This is a genomic window from Paenibacillus sp. Y280 (genome assembly GCF_056786335.1).
Genome location: NZ_JBXCIW010000024.1, coordinates 50,161 through 73,827, shown reverse-complemented (window position 1 = coordinate 73,827; position 23,667 = coordinate 50,161). Strand labels below are relative to the sequence as shown.

General features: G+C 37.8%; 24 protein-coding genes. 19 read left to right on the top strand and 5 right to left on the bottom strand.

Going from position 1 to position 23,667, the window contains the following annotated elements:
* The first annotated feature begins 668 nt into the window (after positions 1 to 668).
* The 3 genes from AC1TPC_RS22815 (at position 669) to AC1TPC_RS22805 (ending at position 1,705) form a co-directional block, all read left to right on the top strand.
* Positions 669 to 911 (top strand): helix-turn-helix transcriptional regulator, encoded by a 243-nt coding sequence (locus AC1TPC_RS22815; protein WP_482069094.1) that lies wholly within the window; start codon positions 669 to 671, stop codon positions 909 to 911.
* On the top strand, positions 904 to 1,254 hold the full coding sequence (locus tag AC1TPC_RS22810; RefSeq protein ID WP_482069093.1) for a hypothetical protein: 351 nt from the start codon (positions 904 to 906) through the stop codon (positions 1,252 to 1,254). The genes AC1TPC_RS22815 and AC1TPC_RS22810 overlap by 8 nt, the downstream gene beginning before the upstream one ends.
* Before the next feature lie 286 nt (positions 1,255 to 1,540).
* Positions 1,541 to 1,705 (top strand): hypothetical protein, encoded by a 165-nt coding sequence (locus tag AC1TPC_RS22805; protein ID WP_482069092.1) that lies wholly within the window; start codon positions 1,541 to 1,543, stop codon positions 1,703 to 1,705.
* Between the two features lie 246 nt (positions 1,706 to 1,951).
* Here the strand turns inward: AC1TPC_RS22805 and AC1TPC_RS22800 are convergent, their stop codons facing one another.
* The 3 genes from AC1TPC_RS22800 to AC1TPC_RS22790 all read right to left on the bottom strand — a co-directional run bounded on the left by AC1TPC_RS22800 (position 1,952) and on the right by AC1TPC_RS22790 (position 3,243).
* Positions 1,952 to 2,164, bottom strand: coding sequence for an XRE family transcriptional regulator (locus tag AC1TPC_RS22800; protein WP_482069091.1), 213 nt, complete (start codon positions 2,162 to 2,164; stop codon positions 1,952 to 1,954).
* An 85-nt stretch (positions 2,165 to 2,249) separates the two neighbouring features.
* Positions 2,250 to 2,873, bottom strand: coding sequence for a hypothetical protein (locus AC1TPC_RS22795; RefSeq protein ID WP_482069090.1), 624 nt, complete (start codon positions 2,871 to 2,873; stop codon positions 2,250 to 2,252).
* 64 nt (positions 2,874 to 2,937) lie between these two features.
* Positions 2,938 to 3,243 carry a hypothetical protein gene (locus AC1TPC_RS22790; RefSeq protein WP_482069089.1) on the bottom strand — a complete coding sequence of 102 codons (306 nt, stop codon included), beginning with the start codon at positions 3,241 to 3,243 and terminating at the stop codon, positions 2,938 to 2,940.
* Between the two features lie 253 nt (positions 3,244 to 3,496).
* On the opposite strand from AC1TPC_RS22790, the gene hsdR reads away from it, so the two are divergent.
* The 10 genes from hsdR (at position 3,497) to AC1TPC_RS22740 (ending at position 18,302) form a co-directional block, all read left to right on the top strand.
* The gene (gene hsdR, locus AC1TPC_RS22785; protein ID WP_482069088.1) at positions 3,497 to 5,872 is read left to right on the top strand and encodes an EcoAI/FtnUII family type I restriction enzme subunit R; all 2,376 of its coding nucleotides are present in this window, start codon (positions 3,497 to 3,499) and stop codon (positions 5,870 to 5,872) included.
* Between the two features lie 24 nt (positions 5,873 to 5,896).
* Positions 5,897 to 7,330, top strand: coding sequence for a type I restriction-modification system subunit M (locus AC1TPC_RS22780; protein ID WP_482069087.1), 1,434 nt, complete (start codon positions 5,897 to 5,899; stop codon positions 7,328 to 7,330).
* 14 nt (positions 7,331 to 7,344) lie between these two features.
* Positions 7,345 to 8,817, top strand: coding sequence for a restriction endonuclease subunit S (locus AC1TPC_RS22775; RefSeq protein WP_482069086.1), 1,473 nt, complete (start codon positions 7,345 to 7,347; stop codon positions 8,815 to 8,817).
* A complete protein-coding gene (locus tag AC1TPC_RS22770; protein WP_482069085.1) occupies positions 8,814 to 9,584 on the top strand; it encodes an ImmA/IrrE family metallo-endopeptidase in 771 nt (256 codons plus the stop codon). Before AC1TPC_RS22775 ends, AC1TPC_RS22770 begins: the two co-directional genes overlap by 4 nt.
* 102 nt (positions 9,585 to 9,686) lie before the next feature.
* Positions 9,687 to 9,890 (top strand): hypothetical protein, encoded by a 204-nt coding sequence (locus AC1TPC_RS22765; protein WP_482069084.1) that lies wholly within the window; start codon positions 9,687 to 9,689, stop codon positions 9,888 to 9,890.
* A 156-nt stretch (positions 9,891 to 10,046) separates the two neighbouring features.
* Positions 10,047 to 10,346, top strand: a complete 300-nt coding sequence (locus AC1TPC_RS22760; RefSeq protein ID WP_482069083.1) for a hypothetical protein — start codon at positions 10,047 to 10,049, stop codon at positions 10,344 to 10,346.
* Between the two features lie 504 nt (positions 10,347 to 10,850).
* Positions 10,851 to 14,258: an RNA dependent RNA polymerase gene (locus AC1TPC_RS22755; RefSeq protein ID WP_482069082.1), complete on the top strand. Its 3,408-nt coding sequence runs from the start codon at positions 10,851 to 10,853 to the stop codon at positions 14,256 to 14,258.
* A gap of 101 nt (positions 14,259 to 14,359) precedes the next feature.
* Entirely contained in the window at positions 14,360 to 14,530 is a 171-nt protein-coding gene (locus AC1TPC_RS22750) for a hypothetical protein (RefSeq protein WP_482069081.1), read from the top strand.
* A gap of 11 nt (positions 14,531 to 14,541) precedes the next feature.
* Complete coding sequence (locus AC1TPC_RS22745) at positions 14,542 to 16,557, top strand: hypothetical protein (protein ID WP_482069080.1); 2,016 nt, start codon at positions 14,542 to 14,544, stop codon at positions 16,555 to 16,557.
* Positions 16,558 to 17,033: 476 nt separating this feature from the next.
* Positions 17,034 to 18,302: a site-specific DNA-methyltransferase gene (locus AC1TPC_RS22740; RefSeq protein WP_482069079.1), complete on the top strand. Its 1,269-nt coding sequence runs from the start codon at positions 17,034 to 17,036 to the stop codon at positions 18,300 to 18,302.
* Here the strand turns inward: AC1TPC_RS22740 and AC1TPC_RS22735 are convergent.
* Both AC1TPC_RS22735 and AC1TPC_RS22730 read right to left on the bottom strand, forming a co-directional pair.
* Positions 18,299 to 18,496, bottom strand: coding sequence for a hypothetical protein (locus tag AC1TPC_RS22735; RefSeq protein WP_482069078.1), 198 nt, complete (start codon positions 18,494 to 18,496; stop codon positions 18,299 to 18,301). The genes AC1TPC_RS22740 and AC1TPC_RS22735 overlap by 4 nt on opposite strands.
* Positions 18,497 to 19,165, bottom strand: coding sequence for a hypothetical protein (locus tag AC1TPC_RS22730; RefSeq protein ID WP_482069077.1), 669 nt, complete (start codon positions 19,163 to 19,165; stop codon positions 18,497 to 18,499).
* 242 nt (positions 19,166 to 19,407) lie between these two features.
* Here AC1TPC_RS22730 and AC1TPC_RS22725 point away from each other — a divergent pair, with 242 nt between their 5' ends.
* The 6 genes from AC1TPC_RS22725 (at position 19,408) to AC1TPC_RS22700 (ending at position 23,655) form a co-directional block, all read left to right on the top strand.
* The gene (locus tag AC1TPC_RS22725; protein ID WP_482069076.1) at positions 19,408 to 19,941 is read left to right on the top strand and encodes a transposase; all 534 of its coding nucleotides are present in this window, start codon (positions 19,408 to 19,410) and stop codon (positions 19,939 to 19,941) included.
* Between the two features lie 168 nt (positions 19,942 to 20,109).
* Positions 20,110 to 20,955 carry a tyrosine-type recombinase/integrase gene (locus AC1TPC_RS22720; RefSeq protein WP_482069075.1) on the top strand — a complete coding sequence of 282 codons (846 nt, stop codon included), beginning with the start codon at positions 20,110 to 20,112 and terminating at the stop codon, positions 20,953 to 20,955.
* A gap of 157 nt (positions 20,956 to 21,112) precedes the next feature.
* On the top strand, positions 21,113 to 21,691 hold the full coding sequence (locus AC1TPC_RS22715) for a hypothetical protein (RefSeq protein WP_482069074.1): 579 nt from the start codon (positions 21,113 to 21,115) through the stop codon (positions 21,689 to 21,691).
* Positions 21,692 to 21,748: 57 nt separating this feature from the next.
* Positions 21,749 to 22,678 (top strand): hypothetical protein, encoded by a 930-nt coding sequence (locus AC1TPC_RS22710; protein ID WP_482069098.1) that lies wholly within the window; start codon positions 21,749 to 21,751, stop codon positions 22,676 to 22,678.
* A 7-nt stretch (positions 22,679 to 22,685) separates the two neighbouring features.
* On the top strand, positions 22,686 to 23,375 hold the full coding sequence (gene terL / locus AC1TPC_RS22705; protein ID WP_482069073.1) for a phage terminase large subunit: 690 nt from the start codon (positions 22,686 to 22,688) through the stop codon (positions 23,373 to 23,375).
* 13 nt (positions 23,376 to 23,388) lie between these two features.
* On the top strand, positions 23,389 to 23,655 hold the full coding sequence (locus AC1TPC_RS22700) for a hypothetical protein (RefSeq protein ID WP_482069072.1): 267 nt from the start codon (positions 23,389 to 23,391) through the stop codon (positions 23,653 to 23,655).
* Positions 23,656 to 23,667: the final 12 nt, after the last annotated feature.

The following is a 23,667-nucleotide window of genomic DNA, read 5'->3' as shown; positions in this document are numbered from 1 at the left end:
GTTAAAGTCTGATCAAGTTCGAAACGTTCATTTTAGAGTAAATGGCAGAAAATTAAAGCAATTTTACGATCGACATCGAATAAGAGGTGCAGTGTCCACAATAAGGGTGTTTAACCGGTACGCCGCGACGGAGGCCTGTGGTAAGAGCGAGTTGTACCGTTACTGGCCAAAGGATATATTCCTTTTGTAGCACAAGTAATAATTCTTGAACCTCGCCTTCTTCGCGAGGTATGATTTTCTTATGCTTTACTACAGACTAATTATCGTCGGTGACCGTTTTTTTAAAAACATTGCTATACAACTGAATGAAATAGAAGTATTGTTATTAACAGCTTCTGTTACGGCATAAAGTACCCCTAAGTAGTTTTGTTGAGTTCAAGGCGCTTTTATAGATGAAGGTTGTTTTAATGCTGTAAGTTGGTCTCATTTTATAAGGTAAACACCACTACATCAATATGTCTGCGACTGCTACTCAAGCCATGTGGAGTGCGTGGTAAGGATATATCGGGATTGAATATGGATAGAACAACCATCAGACTGAAATAAGCTGGTGGTTTTTTTATGGGAAAAATGCTACTTATAAATAGCATTATGCAATTTAAACTTTACAATTTGAAAGGTATGCTTTACATTAACTGTATAGATAATAATCATGAAGGAGGATAACATTGTCGGAATATATACTTTGTAACAAATTGAAAGTAGCACGAGCGGAAAGAAATTTATCACAATCTCAATTAGCTGAACTAGCGAGTGTCACACGTCAAACGATTGGAGCTATTGAGACAGGACAATACGCCCCCTCAGCAAAATTAGCTTTTATTCTCTGTAAAGTGCTTAACAAAAAAATAGATGATGTCTTCTATTTAGTTGAGGAAGAGGACACTGAGGAGGAAGATGAAATTGAGTAAGCTTTCTTTGAAAGATAAGGTTGTAGGAGTCTTTTCAAATTCGCAAACAGTAAAAGACGAGAGAGTAGAAGAAGTAACTAGGATATCAAGGGTTTGGAGTAATAAAGTGTTTGAGTATGGAGTCCTAATAATTGCTATGTTAAATATTGAGAATGGGTGGATAGGGGTAGAATTATTAACACTTTGGTATTTTGCAAAGATAGTTTCGGTACTTTATCGCTTGAAAAAACATGCATTACATATAGAATGGATCAAAGAAGGATTAGTTTTCCTTGGTTTCTCAATAATAATTATTACTGTGATTTTTCTTGCAAAAGGACTCCACATATTCGAGATAAATTAGTCTTCTTCAAAGACTAAAACTAGCTCATCGTCGACAAATAACGACTGCTAGACCCTTTAAACCCTTTGAGTCCACTTAGCTCTATAAAACAAAATGAATATTATGACGATGCTCCGCGACTAAACTCCAGCGATTCGTCATTTAGTTATGAAAGCTCATCTTCAAGCAGCGATAGTAGTTACGATTCATCGAGTTCTGATAGTGGTTCTTCATCATCTTGCGATTAGCGAAGCAATAGGCACTTAAAATAAATAATGATTCCATATTATAAAGGAGCTAATATTTAATGCAAAAATTTCTTGTTGTACACGACGCTAACGAAGGAAAAACAGTGGCTAAAATTAACGAATACTTAGAACAAGGCTGGAAAATTATAAGTGTGACACCGTTCTCCGGAACAGCGCGATCACTGGGTTCAGTTGCATTGGTGATAGAGAAGGATTTTGAATAAAGGAGGGTTTTAGAGTAAGTTAATAATAAACTGTTCTTTATTTCGACGCTTTTGAGAAGCAAACAATCAAATAAGCCTGTTTAAATTAACAAGAGCATTGGAGGAGAGTCTGTACTCCATACCAATGCTTTGTTAATCATAATGTACGATTGATGGCCGCTTATTATCAATTAAATATATAGTTAGTCTCTATCCATTGTAGCTAGGGCAAATCGCCATATTTCTGTGCCCAATGAGAGTAGATTTCTATTGCTCCTCATAGTCATCAATAAATTTTTTGTACACCTCAATTTTCTCAGCAGCCATCGGACACTTTCCCCTTTCGTACATGGATAAGAGGTTATAAGTACATCCAACAATTAGAGCAATTTCCTTAAGCTCGATTTCTTTTTCGAAACGTTTCATTCTCCACTTTTTCCGATCTGCTTGATCGGGTGCTTCATAATTTAAACTAGGCATAATATCATCCTTCCATTACCAAAATCATACCAAATTTCTATTTATTTAAAAAGTGAATTGTATAATATTTTCGATTCTATTCGTTCTAAAAGATAATCTCATCTTTTTGCATCACGAATTCCGGCTTTAGCAAATATTCCAATGGGTAAATATCATCTCTTGCAGAAATCAACGCCTTAAACAATGCGATTGGATGTCTGTCCTCGATATTAGTGTAGTGATATCCAAGCTTCTCCGGCTCTACAAGCTGAACAATAACAAACGCATCTTCCTCATTGGTCAATTTGTATATGACATTCTCCGATTTAAAGACATTCTCTGTATGATCGAATGTGATCACATGGAATTCTCTGTTTCTCCACTCTGTTCGGATTACCTTAAAAGCTTGATTTTTCACAAGATCAATAAACCGTTCATGATAAAGATTTAATTCGATTCCGGTAATATATCCTTGTTCATCCATATCGTTGCCATACTCTGTATCGTAACCTTTCTCGTAATCAGCTTCGAAAGTGTTCACGGCAACCCTCATTTGGTTCAGAAGTGGAGCAATGTTTGGGTCTGAAAGGTAAGGGATGCTGATTTGATCAGGATTCATATGTTTGAAAAGTTCGTTTTCTGTTTCAGTATCTTGTTTCTTAACTGCCGGAGGTTTTAAATAGATGTAGCCCATATCGCAAGATTGATCGTAGAAGCAAGTAATTCTCATTATTCAAGGCTCCTTTAAATGTGATGATTAATAGACGCGGAAGTTACAAAAAGGTTCCTCATCATTAATACCTATTTACTTCACAAATGTATGGTCTCGTCATCGCTTTATCTTCAGGTCCATAATCGTATCTAAGCCCATTGAAATGATCTGAAGATAATTGTATTTTTCCAATTTTCGAGAGATCAAACAGTCTCCATTCCTGTTTTCCATATATTTTATTGGAATTTTTCAGTTGAAATGCACGAAGTACTTTATTTCTCTGAGTTGATACTCCAATACGAAAAGGTTCAACTGTTCTAACTCCGAATTCATATTCAAAAGTGATAATCTGTTTATTTTTTATAGCATCGCAGATAAATCTATCCATTTAGATCCCCCTCTGTCCATTTCATTTAAAACTAGAGTTTTGAAACCTCATGATCTTCCTATATTATACAATACTAATGATGTGCAATCATAGGAATTCTAGATTTCTACGAACATATACTTGCTGACAGGTTAGTATCGGTGTTGTGTATAATGATGGGAAAAACCTGTCGAATAAAGGAATTTCCAGTTGGGTTGTGGAATAAGTCTAAAGGACTATTTATTAGTGTTCGTCAATGAGGGAGGGCTTACCATTGAACAAAAAGGACATGTCAGAACGCGATATATGCTCCAAATACATAACACCAGCACTTATCCAATCAGGATGGGATTTACAAAAGCAAATACGTGAGGAAGTTACTTTTACAGATGGCAGAGTAATCGTTCGTAAAAAGATGGTTTCGCGTGGAGATAGAAAACGAGCGGATTATATCCTTTATTATAAAACAAACATTCCCATAGCAATTATTGAAGCAAAAGACAATAAGCATTCACTCGGTTCAGGCATGCAACAAGGACTAAACTATGGGGAAATATTAGATATACCTTTTGTCTATTCTTCCAACGGTGATGGCTTCTTAGAGCATGATCGAACCGCTCAATCAGGAACGGTAGAACAGGAGCTCTCTCTAAGCCAATTTCCTTCGCCAGAAGATTTATGGAATCGCTATAAGCAATTTAAGGGTATTGATCAAAAAGCTGAAGAAACAATCACCCAGGATTATTATTTTGCGCAAGGCTCTAAGAGCCCAAGGTATTACCAACGAATTGCTATCAACAGAACTGTTGAAGCTATTACAAAAGGACAAGATCGTATTTTACTTGTTATGGCTACGGGTACTGGTAAAACCTATACTGCATTTCAAATCATCTATCGTCTTTGGAAGTCTAAAATGAAGAAACGAATTCTTTTCCTAGCAGATCGCAATATTCTTGTTGACCAAACAATGGCGAATGATTTTGCTCCTTTTGGAGATAAAATGATTAAAATTAAAAATCGGAAAATTGATAAAGCCCATGAGGTTTATTTGGCTCTATATCAAGGTATTACAGGTACGGAGGAATTTCAGGATGTATATAAAGAGTTCTCTCCTGACTTTTTCGATCTTATTGTGATCGATGAGTGCCATCGAGGGAGTGCCAAGGAAGACTCTTCTTGGAGAGAGATACTAAGCTATTTTAATAGTGCGACACAAATTGGTTTAACAGCTACCCCAAAAGAATCAAAGGAAGTTTCAAATCTAACGTATTTTGGTGATCCTGTTTATACATATTCCTTGAAGCAAGGCATAGACGATGGATTTCTTGCTCCATATAAGGTCGTAAGGGTTACACTTGATAAAGATGTTGAAGGTTATCGTCCTACTAAAGGACAGAAGGATAAATACGGACATGAGATTGAAGACCGAGAATATAACATTAAGGATTATGACCGCAAACTTATTCTTGAACAAAGAGCGAATACCGTTGCGAAAATGGTTTCAGATTATATGAAGAGCAATAATTCACGTATGGCCAAAGCTATATTTTTCTGTGTCGATATCGATCATGCTGAGCGCATACGCCAAGCATTAGTAAATGAAAATAGTGATATGATCGCTAAAAACTCGAAATACGTGATGCGAATTACTGGCGATAACGATGAAGGGAAAGCTGAACTGGACAACTTCATTGATCCCAATTCCCCATATCCTGTATTAGTAACCACAAGTAAATTAATGAGTACAGGTGTAGATGCTCAAACATGTCAATTGATAATTCTTGATTCTAATATTGGCAGCATGATCGAGTTCAAGCAGATCATTGGCCGTGGTACAAGAATTCGAGAAGATCATGGGAAATTGTATTTTACGATTATTGACTTTAGAAATGTAACGAAGTTATTTGCTGATAAGGAGTTCGATGGTGACCCCGTTGTGGTCATGACACCGACAGGAGATATTCCTCCAGAAGATGATGAACCAGACGATCTTGACACGGATGATGGTGACGAGGAAACACCTGGTGGCTACGGAGATGGAATAGGTGATGACCCAACTGCTGGGGGAAGTGACATACATAATGACCCACCAGCTAAATATTACGTCAACAATGTAGAAGTCAAAGTATTGAATCAGCGGGTGTACTACTACGACAAAGATGGTAAACTGATAAACGAATCGTTGATTGATTATACAAAGAAAAATATGAAGAATGAATATCACTCGCTCAACGATTTTCTGCAAAAATGGAACGCAGCTGATAAGAAAGAAGCGATCTTGAAGGAGTTGGAGTCGCAAGGTATTTTATTAGATGAGCTACAGGATGAAGTAGGAAAAGACTTAGACCCATTTGATCTAATCTGCCATGTGGCATTTGACATGCCTCCATTGACTCGCCAAGAACGGGCGAATAATGTGAAGAAGCGGAATTATTTTGCCAAGTATAGTGAAAGTGCAAGAGTGGTTTTAGAAGCGTTGTTGGATAAATACGCTGATGAAGGCTTGGCTAATTTGGAAAATTTGGAAGTGTTGAAGATTCCTGAATTCCAAGCTTACGGTTCACCCATTGAGATTGTAAAGAGATTTGGTGGGAAACCTGGTTACTTAACAGTGATCAAAGAATTGCAAAAAGAGATTTATACAGCATAGGTATACTCAGAAGGAGAATGATTCATGTCAGTTTCATCAGTTATTAAATCAGTTCAAGATACGATGCGCAAAGATGCAGGTGTCGATGGCGATGCACAGCGTATTTCTCAATTAGTATGGATGGTATTTCTTAAGGTGTTCGATGCGAAGGAAGAAGAATGGGAGTTAATGCGAGACGATTATACTCTGGTTGTTCCCGAAGGCTTGCGCTGGCGCGATTGGGCAGCAAATGACGAGGGAATGACAGGCGATGAGTTACTCGATTTCGTTAATAATAGACTGTTTAAAGAGCTGAAAGAAATGGTTCTTGATGAATATAGCGATCCGAAAGCTTTTATCGTGAAAGCTGTATTTGAAGATTCTTATAACTATATGAAGTCTGGTACATTGATGCGCCAAGTGATCAATAAGTTGAATGAGATAAACTTTTCCGCACAGGAAGATCGTCATACTTTTAATGATATCTATGAAAGTATCCTCAAGGACCTTCAAAATGCAGGTAATGCAGGGGAATACTATACGCCACGTCCAGTAACACAGTTTGTTGTTGATATGGTTAACCCAATTCTAGGTGAGAAAATATTAGATTTTGCTTGTGGCACAGGCGGGTATTTGACGAGTACAATTGAACATTTTAAAAAGACAGGGCAGATCAGGAACGTTGAAGATAATCAAGTGCTTCAAGAAACGATCATGGGGATTGAAAAGAAGCCCATGCCTCATATGCTTGCGATCACAAATCTTATCTTGCATGATATCGATACACCAAATATCAGGCATGACAATTCGTTAACTAGAAATGTTAGAGATTATAAACCAATTGAGCAAGTGGATGTGATTGTCACAAATCCTCCGTTTGGTGGTATCGAAGAGGACGGAATAGAAACCAACTTTCCAGAGAAATTTCGAACAAAAGAAACAGCAGATTTGTTCATGGTTTTATTAATGTATTTGCTAAAAGATGGAGGACGTGCAGGGATTGTACTACCGGATGGCTTCTTATTTGGTGAAGGCGTAAAGACTGCGATTAAGGAAAAACTACTTGAAGAGTTTAATTTGCATACGGTTGTTCGATTGCCCAATGGTGTGTTTGCTCCATATACAGGTATTAACACGAATTTGTTGTTTTTTGAAAAAGGGAAGCGAACTGAGGAAATCTGGTACTTTGAGCATCCGCTACCAGATGGGTATAAGAATTATACTAAGACCAAGCCAATTCGATTGGAAGAGTTTAACTTGGAGAAGCGTTGGTGGAACAATAGAATAGAGAATGAGTATGCTTGGAAAGTAAGTATTGAAGAGATTAAAAAGCGAAATTATAACTTGGATATTAATAATCCTAGTTCACAAACGATTGAAACTATTCCTTCATCAATTGAGGTCGTCGATGGAATTAGTAGCACGTTAGGCGAAGTAAATGAATTACTTGAAAATATTAGACGGACATTAAGGAAATAATAGGAGAAGATATAATGAGGTCATATGAATATGTAAAGCTAGGGGAAATATTGTTTGAATCTAAAATCGTTGCTGATACGCCCGATCCAAATAAAAGAATTACAGTAAGGTTAAACTGTAAAGGAGTTGAGAAGAGACCAGAGAAGGATGATGTGATTGGTGCAACCAGATACTTCATTAGGAAAAAAGGACAATTTATTTATGGGAAACAGAATTTATTTAAGGGTTCATTTGGAGTAGTACCTGAAGAATTGGATGAGTATCAATCTTCATCAGACATTCCTTCTTTTGACATTGATGATAAGTGTCGTGCCGATTGGCTATTGATGTATTTAATGAATAACGATTACTATAAAAAATTAGAATCCATTGCGAAAGGGAGTGGCTCAAAAAGGATACACGCTCAAGAACTATTTAATATTGATATTCCACTTCCGAGTTTGGAGTTTCAGGATTCGATGATAAGTAAATATAATATAATTCAAGATATTGAGTTTGAAATATCCAAGAGAATTAATAAGGCTATTGAATATGTTCAATGTCTTCGTCAATCCATTCTACAAGAAACCGTTCAAGGCAAACTTGTGCCACAAGACCCGAATGATGAACCGGCGAGTATATTGTTAGGGAAAATCAAAGCCGAAAAGGAACAGTTAATTAAAGAGAAGAAAATCAAGAAGGAAAAGCCATTGCTGGAAATTACTGAGGATGAAATTCCATACGAGTTGCCGAAGGGATGGGAGTGGGTAAGATTTCAGGAAATAACAAGTGTAATAACTTGCGGATTAGCAAGTACACCTGATTATGTTGAAAAAGGGAAAATATTTTTATCTGCAAAGAACGTTAAACCATATAAATTTTTGCCTGAAGATCATAGGTTCATATCTGAGGAAGATTATAAAAAGCTAACTCAAAATGCTAAACCCGAAAAAAACGATATTTTATTAACCAGGGTTGGCGCCGGTATTGGTGAAGCAGCGATAATAGATAAGGAATTAGAGTTTGCGATCTACGTGAGTCTTACCCTTATAAAACCAATATATAACTTTATCGAACCTCAATATTTACTACATTGGATTAATTCTCCCGAAGGTGTAGGAAAGGCTTTAGAAAATACTTTCGGTTTAGGAATGTCACAAGGGAATTTAAATGTTAACCAAGTAAGGAAGTTTATAATTCCGCTCCCACCCATTAGTGAACAAAAACGCATAGTTACAAAAGTCAGTGAACTCATGGCTTTATGTGATGAACTGGAGAAAAAAATATCTCAATCTAAACATGAAAGCGAACTTTTAATGCAAGCGGTTTTACAAGAGGCATTTAGGTCAACTGGGAAGGACGATAATGTTGTTAATTTTCCTATAGCTAGCACTACGGATATAGAAGATTGGGAGATTGCTGCTCGTTCAGACGGAGATATTAATTCAGAAACAAAAGCTAAAATTAAAAATAGAGTGACGGAGTTACTCGGTAATTCGCAGCAATGATACCGGCTGAAAAAGCACAACAGTTGCTGAGTGAATTCAGTATTACAAATGTACCTGCCCTGAGCATAAATCAAATATTTGAACACAATAATATCATTTACGATGAAATGGATTACGGCGATACAAATTATATGGGAAGTTTAATTCGTGCCGAAGGCAAGACATTCATACTTGTTAATACGGATATAAAGAATGCTGGACGAACTAATTTCACTAAAGCCCATGAACTTGGACATTTTAGCTTAAATCACAAAGGACAACAGTTTGAATGTTCCCGAACCGATATGTTAGATTCTACTAGAAAGCCACTTGAACTAGAGGCGAACCAATTTGCAAAAGAATTTCTTCTACCTGAACAAATGGTTAAGCCTATATGTATATCAGCACCATTCGATTTTGATACAATCAGAGCAATCAGTAACGAATTCATAGTTTCCAAGCTTGTAGCCGTGTTTCGAATACTCGATTTTCATTTAGGAAATTATGCTGTTATTGGTTCTAAACATGGTGTAATCACTCATCTTGGAATGTCAAAGAGTCTTGTTGGCAAGATAAATCTCTTGAAATTAGGTGCTTCTATCCATAACAAATCATCTGCCAATGAGTGTCTGATTTCAAATTTTCGAATGACTGGGTACTCATCTATTGATCCTAAAACCTGGATTACAGGAAATAAGTTAGGCTCAGCAATTTCAATGAAAGAATATTCAAGAGCAGATAGGTCTTCTGGTAGTGTTATGACACTTCTCAAAGTGAATTTTTTGTAATTGGACATTTCCGAATGGCATCTGAGCTGAGAAGATGAGTAAAGGTGTCAAATCGTTAAATCAATTGAAAAACTGATATTTAAATAATATGGAGGTGTCACTATGGGGGAACTTAAGAGGTACTCAGCGGAAATACATTATATCATGGAAAAACTCAACGAATTATGTGATGAACGATATTATGAGCGAGGAACAGGAGAGGCTAAAGCAAGTACAATTGCGAAAAATATTAAAGGAGAATTTGTTTCATTAATTAAAAAAATTGACAAAGGTGAGCCATCCGACTGGGAAGGCATATTTAAATAACTTACAAGCTATATGTAAACATGAGAAATGATAAAATGGAAAAAGGTATCACGTTACGAGATATGTTGAATGGTTGGATTTATAGGGGAGACTATTAAAGCAGTGTAATTGAGAAGGAATAAGCAAGATTCAATTGAAATCGAGGGAGAATTAGATATGACATTTACAATCGTATTCAAATCGATTTTTCGAAATTTATCCTATATGCTTGTATTTGAGCCGTGTCCGATTTGGAGAAAGGATGAGGAATGGTTGCTCAATCTGAATCCCGAAAATCCAGTGTATCAGAAGGGGAGTCTTGGGAAACTAATTGAGCATGAAGAACTGGATGTGCTAACTGACAAACAATGCTTGTTAATTGTACAAGAAGACGGTCATGGTACTGAACAGGACTTAAAGAATTTGGAGGATGATTTGCAGCAGGAAGGCTTCACATATACTATTTCTCATCTTTAATACTCACAACCAAAAAAGAACCGAGTTCCTAATCGCCCTCGGTTCTTTACTTTGTCTAGATTTGTAAAAACTCTATTAAACAAAAATAAACCTATTGAAATATAGGTCCCTCCTGTGATAAATTCAATTTGTGTGCCTAAAAATAGTGCACATCTATTTCCCTATTCCCATTTAAGGAGGTGTCTTTGTTGCACCTATTTTAATCTTGTATTCCGGAGGACTGCGACATAAAATTGTAGATTCTGCAAAAGTAGATAATCAATTTGCATATTTCACTTTTATAATTTATCACGATTCGTGTCAGAACACAAGCAAATTATACTCACTTTTTTATTTTTTGTATTTATGAATTGGATAGACGGAAAGCATGAATTAGCGTTGAAGCCTTGTTTTATAAGGGTTTTTGAAGGGTGATGCTATTAGGGGTAGATAAATTCCTGTAATCAACGAATGAAATTTAATAGTCATTTCATATTTTTTATTTTTGAAATTGGAGGTTACTCATTGAACAACAGCCAAAAGCGAAACCAACACAAGATTAAACTCTTTCACTTTCATGAGATATCCGAATGTTTTTCTCAATTGATTGTTCCAGAAAATATAGATCGAACCATTACCGTTTCCAATAGCATCTATCTTAATCAACTCCAACAAGTGGTTGCAGCACACGATCCTTTCGCTGATTTTATTGATTCCGTATTTATGCTTAAAGCGAACAATATCGACGAAGATGATCCAGTCCAACTCGCTTTGATCGAACGTGTGCTTCGTGAAGGCATTACCTATAAGGGTGAAAAGTATGTTCGTTCCATCAAATCTCCTGCGATGGGTAGAACTCAGCGTACTGAATTCATCAAAGAGAAATATTACGAAAATGTATTTAAGCGAGTGGCTTTAGGTAAATTCCCTAATCTTACTAACATTAACAAATGGGAGGCAGCACTTGGTGTCAGCCGTTCTTCAGCACTAGCTATTCCCTATATTCCACGAATTGTTGTCATTCCTGATTACGAAAAGGAAGAAATCATCGAGGATGTATGGAAAGTCATCCGTTGTATCGGTGATTCAGTTCAGCAAGAAATGATCTTAGCAGAAAAGAAGAATCAACGTGAATATTTTAAAGCTAAGAAAGATTTGATTCCTTCAGCAACAAGTCTGGCTGTGTTACCAAGATTGCCGAATAAAAAGGTTATTGTAAGAGGCGAAGAGATTACTGCACCTGATCAGTCTGAACACAAAACATTCAGTGGCTGGGATAAAGAGAATCGTAGAGTGAGGCTCGATCAAATCGGGTTCCCATTACGCTCGGCTGAATTCAACGGTGAGTTACGCCCATGCTATGCTATCGAGCAGACAGAGGAGATTCCGATCATAGAGATTACTGAGGAATCCATTGGAATGAAACGTGAGGTACATTCACAGTATAAAAATAAAAACGTTCAATTCTTCGATGGACAAGGCTTAATGAGCTTTCAGTTTGCTGAAAGGATTGGACAGCATCTCGGGATATCCTATTCGCCAAATGCGGTGCAAGGTCGATTACCTTATATAAAAGGGAACTTTATTCGCTTCGATATTCTAAAATGGTTCGAGGAAAACGAAGTGTCTGGCATTGTCGATGTGTTCAATGAACTTCAGCCAATCAAAGATAAAGATGGAAGAGCCATTGATTTAATTCTTACGAAGTCTTGCTTTAAGGCGTGGCATAGCTACGTTGAAGGAAAAGAAAAGCCTAACTGTCTGTTTGAAAATATATCCGAGTACGAGCGATTACTGACTAAACACCATCACCATTCGTTTTGGGTTGCCAATTTTGCCAAGCCATCTTATCAATTAAATCCCTACACGCCATTTACGTATCAGTATATTCATGCACTCGATTTAACCTTAGCGAATCTTTATGATCTCAGTAGACCTATGCTGAATGTCATTAAACGAGTGTTATACGGAAACAAAGACGATTCGACAGGTAAATGGCTGCGTGACATTAGCTATACTAAGGCTTTCCTCAATATGCTCGTTCAAGATGATGATACGAAAGGCGAGAATGAACATGATGAGGAAGAAGAAACACCTGTTGAGAGTCAAAATGAAAAGGATGATATAAAGCAATTTGCTAGTGAGATCATACATGCCATTGATCTTAACGCTCACATGATTTATGACGGTAACGTGCGTAGGTTTATTGTAAAGCAGGCGCTGTTAAAGGTTGCAGATATGCAAAGAGGACGTATTCCTATTCGCGGTAGTTACTATTATATGACAAATGACCCGATTGCTTTTATGGAACATGCTTCGGGTAAGTCTGTTAAGGGTTTACTCAAACGGAATCAGGCATGTATGAGTCGTAAAGTTGAAACTCACGCACTGTTTCGTTCGCCGCTGACAATATTTAATGAAGTTGCCAAGCTGGAATTTGTAAAAGTGCGTAATCCCTATATGCATCATTTGGATAATGTCATCGTGTTAAACTGCAAAGATTTAATTCTCGCAAGGCTTGGTTTAGCTGATGTCGATGGGGATACTGCGCTTTGTACGAAAGATCCCACCATCCTTGCGGCTGTACTTGATGCACCGACCATTATTAATGAAGATGATAAGAAAACGGCTGATCCTGTGCCAAATACAATCGATAGTATTGTGCGCTTGGAATTAAAAAGCCTTCACAATTTAACAGGCAGGTGTACGAACGTTAATAGTTTTTTTCAGAATCTTGCATTGGAGGAAGGGAGCCTACAAGCGAGAGTATTAGAGAATGCATGTCTCAAATTTCTGCAGGGGAGCATAATTGATGCTACCAAAAATGGGATGGATGTAGAAATTCCTTGTGTTTTAGATCGATTTGCTTCTAAGCTGCCTTATTATTTTCGCTTCATAAATGGCGGTACAGCCGATGAGTATCAGCGTTCAACGAAAACGCCGTTTAATCAATTTTGCGTTGAAGCAGAGAAGTACATTACGAATAATTTCAAAATGAAAAATGGCAAGCTCGATGCATCGGTCTTAGGTATTGAAAGTACGAAGCAGTTATTGCAGGACTTCGATAAGGTGAGCCAGGTTCAATTTATGAAGTATATAGAAATAATTGAACCCATCTATACGGAATACAACAAGAGGAAGGGGGGAATCGACTTTAAGCGTAAGAGATTCAATGAATTGAAAAAATGGGAACGCGACAATGATATACGAAAAGCGATCAGCGCGGAGTACAGAAAATTGAGGGAAGACTATATGGCAAAGTGTACAGCCATTTGTCCCTATCCATCAATATTAGCTAGTGTTGCGGTGGAGCTTGCCTATCACAACCATCGAACCTATGGCTTTGCATGGCTGTTCGTGGATGGACTGTTGGAAAATTTGAAGAAGCATGAGAATGTTGTGAAGAAAGAAGTCAAGAGAGTAGATTGGCTGACGAATCGAAATGTTGAGAATGATACGTTCTCTGTAAAAGAAGGAATTGCATCGATTGCGGATCTAACATTTAAGCTCAACGCGTCGGATGGAGAATATAAGCCGTTCGAGATTATGGGGCAATATTACATCTGGTTTGAAGCGGTAAGAGAAACCGTAGTGGAGACAAGCCAGACTTTTGCCCAACTCGATGGTCGCAGCACAAGAAAGCCATTGAAGGATTACCTGTTGGGATTTAGCACATTGAAAAAAAGTGTAGAAGAAACGCAATCCGTTGTCAATGACGTTGCTGGAAAGAAGTTTAATATTCAAATCGTGAACAAGCAGTTCGTCAATATTGTTGATAACAATGGCAATTTCAAATGCTGTGTAACAAGAGATTGTGTGATTAATCGGGATGATAGATTATCCCTACTGGATTTTGATGGTGCAGACATTGAATTTGCCGACATTTGTGAAGTACACAAATCAAGTTTTAAAGCGGTTGTCAATATTAATTAAAGCTTATTTCTATTTGCCATATTAGGCGCTTACTAACGTTCGCGCTTAGGTGGCACCTGTTGTGTTCGGTGTTAATCTAAGACAAATAAGAAGGTGAATCCATGAATTATTTCTATTGTTATGACGGTCGAATGATGCGGAAGTTGCAGGATAAGAAAATCCGCTATATTACTCGCGCTTTGACTGTCGATAAGCATCAGAAGTTTTGGTTGTATGAAATCAATGATAAGTTTCAACAGGCATTAGAAGGGATTAAGAATACACAAATTTAAGGAGTGAGTCCGTGGTAGTGAATCAATTGAGCGATCTTGAAACTTATATTTCGGATTCGCATATGAAAAGCCTTCATGAAGAGGCGTTTATGGCTACATATCAGGCATTAATAAATTTTATAAATCGGGGATTTCAAATAAAATCCAATGGAGTAGATGTAGAAAATGAAGATCCATATTTATCGTGGGTCGTTAATTCTGCCCCTGGTACAGGGAAAAGCACAGCTTTAAACGTGTTGTGCAAAAATTTATTGAAGAAAAACTCGTCTACGGAAAAGTATCCATTATTGCTCGTATTCAATAACAATGACACCATGAAAAACAATGTATATAAGGACGTGTTTGAGTTTGCGAAGAAATATGATATTCCAGATGCCATCACATACATCACTTCCGAAACGGTCGACAATTTGATGGACACGATGAGGAACTATCAGATATTATGTATCCCTCAACAGAGGCTGAGGGATTTAATGTTGGATGCTGGAAGTATAGGTAACTATCTGTACTATAAACCTCAACAAATTGACCGGATAAAAAGTAAAGTGACTAATGAAAAAATACCAAAGTGGAAGCGGCTCATTATAATAGATGAAATGCCTATCTGTTACGACAGTAATGTTTGGGATATTGGTAGTAAGGATAATTCGTTCGATTGGTTTGAAAACTTGGCTGATACCGTCAATATAAACAATAAAGACTTTAAGAATGCTCGAGACATCTTAAGTGAGGTTATTAACTGCGAACTAAAGGATAATATAACCTCCAATTCAACCTTACGATTAAATCGATTTATTGAGGGTTCGGAGAGAGAAGTCTTTTTTAATTCAGTCCTCGCTAAACTGGACGATGCAAAAGGTAATCTTGAGGATATGAGAAGGTATAAATGGTTTAAGAATATGTATCAGAATGATCATATTGGATGTATGGAACGAACGAATAAACAAGCAATAATTTGTTCAGAGTGGTTGGACTATGGCAGTTTAAACACCAGTTTGCTGATTCTTGATGGGACATCTCATATCAGCAAAAGCATCTATGAACGTTCTGGATTTGAACTCATACCAATTAGAAATTTTCATCGGTATTCTGAGCGTTTGAACATCAGATGGAAAAATATTAACACTTCTTCAAGGTTATCCTATGATGAGCTACAAGAAGTGAAGGAAGCGATAGCTGGAGACTTCTTGGAGATTCAAAAACGATTACAAGAAAAAAATCCGAGTTTTCAAATGATCGCGTTGCCCAAGCAGGGTGATATTGCATTTTATCATGCTGAAGGTGTAATAACAGATGAGCAGTTGAAGCGATTTTTTACAATACAGCAGAAATTAGATGATGATAAGAGGAAACATCTCTTCAACGTAGTTGGTAATAATGATTTCTTCATCTTTAACGCGATGGCTCTGTTCGGTATCCCTATTCGACCGCCGAGACATTATCGGGAAATAGCTGTAGCCATGTATGGTGTTGATATTGATTTATCCATGAATGAGGATCGGAATAGAGGCAACTGGTTTAATGATGAGCGTATCCAGAAAATATACGAAGAAGATGTATTGGCTTTGCTGTCTCAAATCATTCACAGGACATCTATTCGTAATATTAATTCGACTGAAGAAGTGAATATTGTAATGTACTCTAGCAGGACAGAATGGCTAGAAAGATTGCAAAAAGAATTTGAATTGCTGGATGAACGAGTTAATATGCACCAACTCCATAACGAGCTTAGATTCAAAAAAGCGTGTGCAAAGAAGATAGCTGAAATGGTAAAACTCATGGTGGGCAAAAAGAATATTGAACTTAATGCCAAGGCTATTGGTGGGAAGCCTCTATATCAGTGGTTTAAAGACAACTGGAAGGAAGATAGAAAAAAAGTTATTCTAGCTGAATTGAAGAAAAATAACATTTTGCTATTCGAGAAAGTATCTCATAAGTCAGGTAGAAGATATTGGTTATTTATGCTTATCGAACAAGGCGCCTTCACTGATTACACGGTTAGTGAACATTATCGTAAAATATTGTAGAAAGTTGAAAGGAAGATATTCTCCCTAATATTAGGGGAAGATTTCTTCCTTCTTCATAGTCACGATATCAGAAAAATAAATCTTGCCGTGAGGGGGTTTGGGGGTGGTGCGGCAGGTCTATCATTTTGACAGTAGCGGAAAGCGATATTGGAAATAATGATAGAGTTGGTATTAGCACCCCCAAGGTATAGCTCTTTCTAATACAAAATATAGTAACACAATTAATCGGAGCCATATTCGTATGGTTCTTTTTTTATTCGCATTACAGAGCAGTGTAATCATCAGCCAAATAATATTATTGGAGTTGAGAATAAATGCAGTGGTACTACAACTTGCAATATTTCGTATATCGAGTGCAAATTTATCAAGTTAAATGGCGGTTCAAATTACCGAAATTATAAATTACACGCAGCAAGCAATATGGGAACTCTCGCTATTGGCTAGGGTTCCTTTTCTATTTGAGAGGAGAATATACATTGGAATTTATAAAATTGAAAATGGATCAACTGGTTCATGCTGAATATAATCCAAGGAAGGATTTAAAAGCTGGCGATCCAGAGTTTGAGAAGATTCGGAAGAGTATTGAGGAATTTGGATATTGTGAGCCGATTATCTGCAATAGTGACTACACGATAGTAGGTGGCCATCAACGGGCAAAAGTACTGAAGGCTCTCGGTTACAATGAAGTCGATTGTGTGCTAATCGACATCGATAAAACGAAAGAGAAAGCTTTGAACATCGCGTTAAATAAAATTACAGGTGAGTGGGATTTTGATGCGTTAGCTGGATTGCTCGATGAACTGAAACAAGAGGAATATAATATTGAGTTGACTGGATTTGACTTCTCGGAAGCAGAGAAGCTATTTGATGAGTTTAATAAGAGTGATGAGCCGGAAGAAGATGAATTCGATGTTGATGTTGCGCTGTCGGAGAATCCAATAACTCGTCGTGGTGATGTATGGCTATTGGGTAAGCATCGATTAGTTTGCGGTGACAGTACAAATGAGCAAGATATGGCAACGTTGATGGATGGGAAGAAAGCCAAGTTAATTGTGACTGATCCTCCGTATAACGTGGACTATACCGGCAAGACGAAAGATGCGTTGAAAATTGAAAATGATAAGATGGAAAATGACCAGTTTTATGATTTTCTATTAGCAGCATATATGAGAATGTACGAGGCAGCAGATGACGGTGCGAGTATATATGTGTTCCATGCTGATAGTGAAGGATTGAATTTTAGGAAGGCGTTCATCGAAGCTGGATTCAAGTTGTCTCAATGTTGTATTTGGTCTAAGCAGTCAATGGTCATGGGCAGAAGCGATTATCACTGGCAGCACGAACCCGTATTGTATGGTTGGAAGCCGACTGCAGGACACTATTGGAATGCTGATCGGAAGCAGACTACATTGTGGCAATTTGATCGACCGTTCCGAAATGAATATCATCCAACGATGAAGCCGATTCCGTTAGTAAGCTATCCGATTAAAAACTCAAGTAAGATTGGCGATATTGTACTTGATTCTTTTGGAGGGAGTGGAAGTACGTTAATCGCATGTGAGGATACAGATCGAGTTTGCTATACCAGTGAGCTTGATCCTAAATACTCAGATGTAATCGTTAATCGATATATTGCCCACGTTGGCAGCGATACTGGCGTATATTTGATTCGGGATGGCGTAAAGATTCCATATCAAGATGTTGTTGCTAGGTCGGTAAGGTCAGAGGTATTATGTGCTGACTAAACCGAAAGGGTGAATGGTAGATGGGTAAGGCAAAAGTGAATATGGTGATACGGTTCCTGAAGGGGATGCAAGCCGAGAAGGTCAACGTGCTTGGGGATGATGAAGCCAAGGATGATGTCGAGCTGATTCAAAAGATGATTGGGGATATTGAGGGTTTTTATGAAGCGAAGTTGGAAGGGCTGAATAAAGCCCATTCACTCTTCTCCGATCACTGGTTCGAGATATTCTCTAAGGATTCTTTCATAAGTGAGGAATCTATCTTTTTGGGAATCAACAATAGTAATTGCAGCGCATCGAATTTGTCGTAAATGCATTGAATCTAGGATTTCTCGTTCTAAATGAAGAAACTGTGAAATAAGTGGCAGTTCTAGTCTCAGTTCATTGGTTGACGAACCTGCTAATTTTAAGGCCGATGTTTGAATTGAACCATTATAGTGAGATAACAGACGATTTTTCAGTGTTTCATGTTGACCTTGAACTTTGCCAACATACAGTACGATTTCATTTTCATCGTCTACGGAATATGTCGGATTCCTTTCCCACTGCGGGTTAATTTTAGGAAGAAGGAAATCGATTGGTTTATCAGATGATGTTTTGATCGGTTCAGGAGAATTGGTATTTTTAGTTTTGAAATACTCATATAGAGACTGTCTCTCGTTCCATTTTGAAATTAATAATTGTGGGTTACATGTCGCATACCAAACGTACAATCCTTTAGCCCTCAAATTATTAATAAAGGCTGATTCGATATCGGCTTTACAAGTTACCTGAATATTAATTGATGATTTAATCAAATCGTCTGCAATAACTTGGAGCTGTTGTTTATAACTATTTAAAGTTGATTGATTAATAACCCTAGTCATGACTTCATCCCCCTATAAATAATACAAAATTATAATGATAACGTTTCAAAGATGGAGGTGATGTGATTTGCTTAAGGAAAAGAAACCAAAGAAACCGACTAAGTATGAGTTGAACGTGTTGCCGAGATTTGAGGCAGTGGGTTAAAGATGGTGTGACAGATGATGAGATTGCAGTTCGGTTAGAGATACATATTACCACATTATATGAATATGTGAAATTGCATCCAAAGTTGACTAGAATAATGGAACGACCATCAAAATTTGAAACGCATGTTTTGCCTAGATTCACGGAGATCCAGCAATGGTGCCAAGAAGGACTGACTAATGAGCAAATGTGCGAGAAACTCAATATTGCTCAAGCCTCTTGGTATGAGTATGCAAGTAAGCATCCTACCTTTGCACAGCTTATTAATTGGAGCAAGTCTGTTACTATAAATCGTGTGGAAACTTCACTTTTTAAATTAGCGATGGGCTATGAGTACGAGGAAATTAAAACAATCGTCGAGGAAGACAAAAATGGGAAAAAGAAAACTCGAATTGAGAAGGTTAAGCGCCATCAGCCCCCGAATCCGTCAGCGATAAGCTTCTACTTAAAGAACCGCGCTCCAAATGAATGGAATGACCGCCGCGAGCTTATTATTGACACGAAGGCCGCTGAACTCGAACGCAAGCAATTGTTCCTGCAAATGATAGATGCTGATGCAATCGAAGCCGAATATGAAGCCATCGAGGAGTCCAGTCGTACCGGGATAGGCTATGAAGAGCCGGATGTATAACGTTATGTCGTCAGTAATTCGATAGATAAAGGGTAAAATGCACCTCGAAAAGGGCAGTAATTGGCTATAAAACAGGAAAAAATCCAACATAAGATAGGTTATGTATTGAGTTGACTGTCTCCCCCACTCACGCTATGATGTGACACACAAGCGAAAGGTGGGGGCAATATGCCGTATTTACAGGAATTCGAGGCGCATTTACGTAGCAAAGACCGAAGCGAGAACACAGTATCCTGCTACTTGAGGGATACATTGCAATTTATGGCTTGGTATCGGGGTAAGACGGAGTATGGGTTGGAGAAGCTGATCGAACTGGATGGGGTAGAGTATAAGAAGTATCTTCAAAGCATCGATCAAGCTATACTGACGATCAACCGAAAGATAGCCAGTATCAACGTATTCTGCCGCTGGATGCACAAACAAGGCTATATAAAGGAAGAGATACACGTTGAAGCGGTCAGGAATAAGGATGTCCGGCAGTATAAGGGGTTAGAGGATAGCGATTTGTGGAAGCTACGGAATGAGATCCATCGACATGGCAACCGAATGCATATCTGTATCATAGAGTTGTTGATTGGAACAGGTATCAGGGTAAGCGAATTAGTCGGTATCCGGCTGAAGGATATTGAATTGAGCGAACGTAAAGGCATGTTGAGGATACTTGGCAAAGGTAATGCCCAACGAACGCTTCCTATCAATAAGGATGTACGGAAGGCTGTCACAAGATACTTAGAGGTAAGGTTGGAATGCGACACGGAATACTTATTCATCGGGCAGCGTGGCGCATTGGCACGGAATGCGGTCAACTTGATATTGAACAAGTACGGTGATCGCATAAATGTGAAGGTTACTCCCCATATGCTCAGGCACACGCTAGGATACAGGCTGATAAAAACCACTCCACTGACGACAATACAACAGATATTGGGACATGATCACGTAAGCACTACGAATATATATACGATGACTACTGAGAAGGATATGGCTGAAGCATTGGCGAATATTGAGTGGTGATGAGCCGCTCTTTTTATCGTTACATGCGTAGGGGGGCTTCTAACGGTTGAAATCGAGCCGCCAGCAAAGGGTGCAGAAATTTTTGCGGTGATTTTACAGTGAAATAGTCATTTTCAATAACAATAAGTAGGTATAAATAATTGTTAGGGGGCAGATATTGGAAAGCGTAACAGTTGGTCGTACCGAACTGGTCGTAGGAGCATTTAATATGACAGTATTGCACTTGAAACAAAAAGATATAGGCATTTTCGTGAAAGAAGAAATGGGGCATTTTTTACTCATTGATGCGAATGATTGTTGCGAGATGTTCTTATTGTCCAGTCTATTTAATCATATGTACGCTACGAATGACATTCTTTTTTTACAAAGGGAAGATTCTTCGTATGCTGATCTATTTGTATTCAATGGAGCTATTCATCCGCTAACTCGGAAGATTGTAAAAGAAATAAAATCAGCATTAAATAAAACCAGCCCGATAAAATTTGAATTCAAAGTACACAATGAACACGATGAGTCTATATGGGATAGATGGAAGCGTTGGAAGTATAAGGAGCAATTGAGGATTTCAGCAGATCAGCACTTAGTTATGATTAATAGCTCAAAACTTGGGTTGGAATTACTTACGCATCAATGTGCTTACCTTGCGTCTTCATATTCTGGTCATTCTCACTTTAATCACAACTCTACCTCTTCATCCATTGAGTTAATCATACGGAACATTGCTCGCAACCAATAGATGCTTAATATCATACAATTAACCAGAAAACGATATTGAAGAATAACAGTGCTGAAAATGAAGAGAGGAGCCAATACGATTGAAACGATAAATCAAGAGCAACAACGCCAAACCGAACTACTCAAGCAATATATGGAGAAACACTTCAAACCACCAAAAATCAAACAGCTAGTTGAAACCTTCTCTTTCTCCGAGCTTTGCAAATTAATCGGTGAGATGGATATAGAGTTCTTTGCCCTATGCTACTTTCCGAAATATTTTGATCGAGAGTTTGGACAGTTCCACCGTCAACTATTTGCTGAATTGAAACATATGCTGTCCAATACAGGACTGATTACGGCTTTTGGGCTCCCTCGTGAGCATGGAAAGTCAACTATCAGTTCTTTTTTATTTCCGCTGTATGCGACTCTTTATGATAAATCGCAGTTCACGCTGATTATATCTGCAACGGAGCAAATTGCTCTTCCCTTCTTGGATATGATCAAGGATGAGCTTGAAACGAATACGATGCTAATTGAAGACTTTGGTATTCGCAAGGGTAGCCGTTGGAACAATAATGAGATTTGGCTGCGGAGTAAAAGTGGATTGGATTCATGCATCATGATTCGAGGAATTGATGGTTCTCTTCGGGGCATCCATTATAAGCATTACAGGCCAACACTGGTTCTGCTCGATGATTTGTTGAAGGATGATACAGCTAAATCAGAAACCAAACGTGATCAGATTAAAAGTACATTTACTGATGTCGTTTTGCCAATCGGAACGAGAGATACGAATATTCTTATTTGCGGTACAATTTTAAATGAAGAGGATATCATGGCTGATTTACTCAAAGGTAAGATACCTGGTGTCAGAAGCATTCGTAAAGCAGCCGTTGTTCAGTTTTCGGAACGAGATGATTTATGGGCAGAATGGGAAATAAAATATAATAACCTTCAAGACGAGGACAGGATCAACACTGCCTTGTCTTTTTTTTTTTGCTCATAAAGATGAAATGCTTGAGGGAACTCAAATTCTGTGGAATGAGTATTTGGATTACTACTATCTCATGTGCAAGAAGCAAGCAATGGGTGAAAAGTCGTTCTACAAGGAGCTACAGAACGATCCACGTTCAACGGACGATTACATATTCCAAAATATCATGCATTGGGATCGCTTGCCTGAGTTTGAGGAGATGGAGATTGCCATGTACATTGATCCAGCTATCAAGGTTGGCAAGAAGAATGACTACTCCGCTATCTCGATAATTGGTCAGCATCGGAAGACAAAGCAGATTTATGTGATAGACGGTAATGTGTATAAGCTGCTGCCAGATGATTTGTTTCAAGTGGCCGTTGAAAAGTTGACCACGTATCCCATTGATAAAATAGGCTTTGAAACTGTTCAAGCACAAAGTTATATGAAGCAGAAGTTTGAGGAGCAACTATTGAAGGCGAAAATCTACACGCCGGTAGAAAGTGTGAATTCCAAGGGACAGAAGCATGAGCGAATCATCAGCTTGGAGCCGGATGTGAAGAAGGGGCATATCCTATTCAACTCAGCGAATATCCGATATAATAACCAAATAAAGGATTACAATCGCAACTGCAAATTTGATGATGCACCAGATAGTTTATATGGTGCTGTACAATTAATTCAGTCGGTTAAAAGTCTGAAGTTTTATGATCGAAGTCTGCTGTTTTAAGAGGTGTGCTATTATGGGTTGGGTAGAATTTATAAAAGAATTTGAGGATGAGATTTGGATAATTTATCGGTATAGCCATGATTGTCGAGATTATGATGGAATAGTGAAAATAAACAAGTTAAGTGTTTTTGAGGATATCTCAGATTTCAAATTTGAAATAACCAAAGCACGTTCAGATTGGAAAAATAACTACTTTGCATTTAAAGTTATATTGTATATTTACAGATTGCTTAAAAACCATGAACAGCTACCAGATAAATATATGTTAGCTTACGGTTAATGCCCTCAGTGA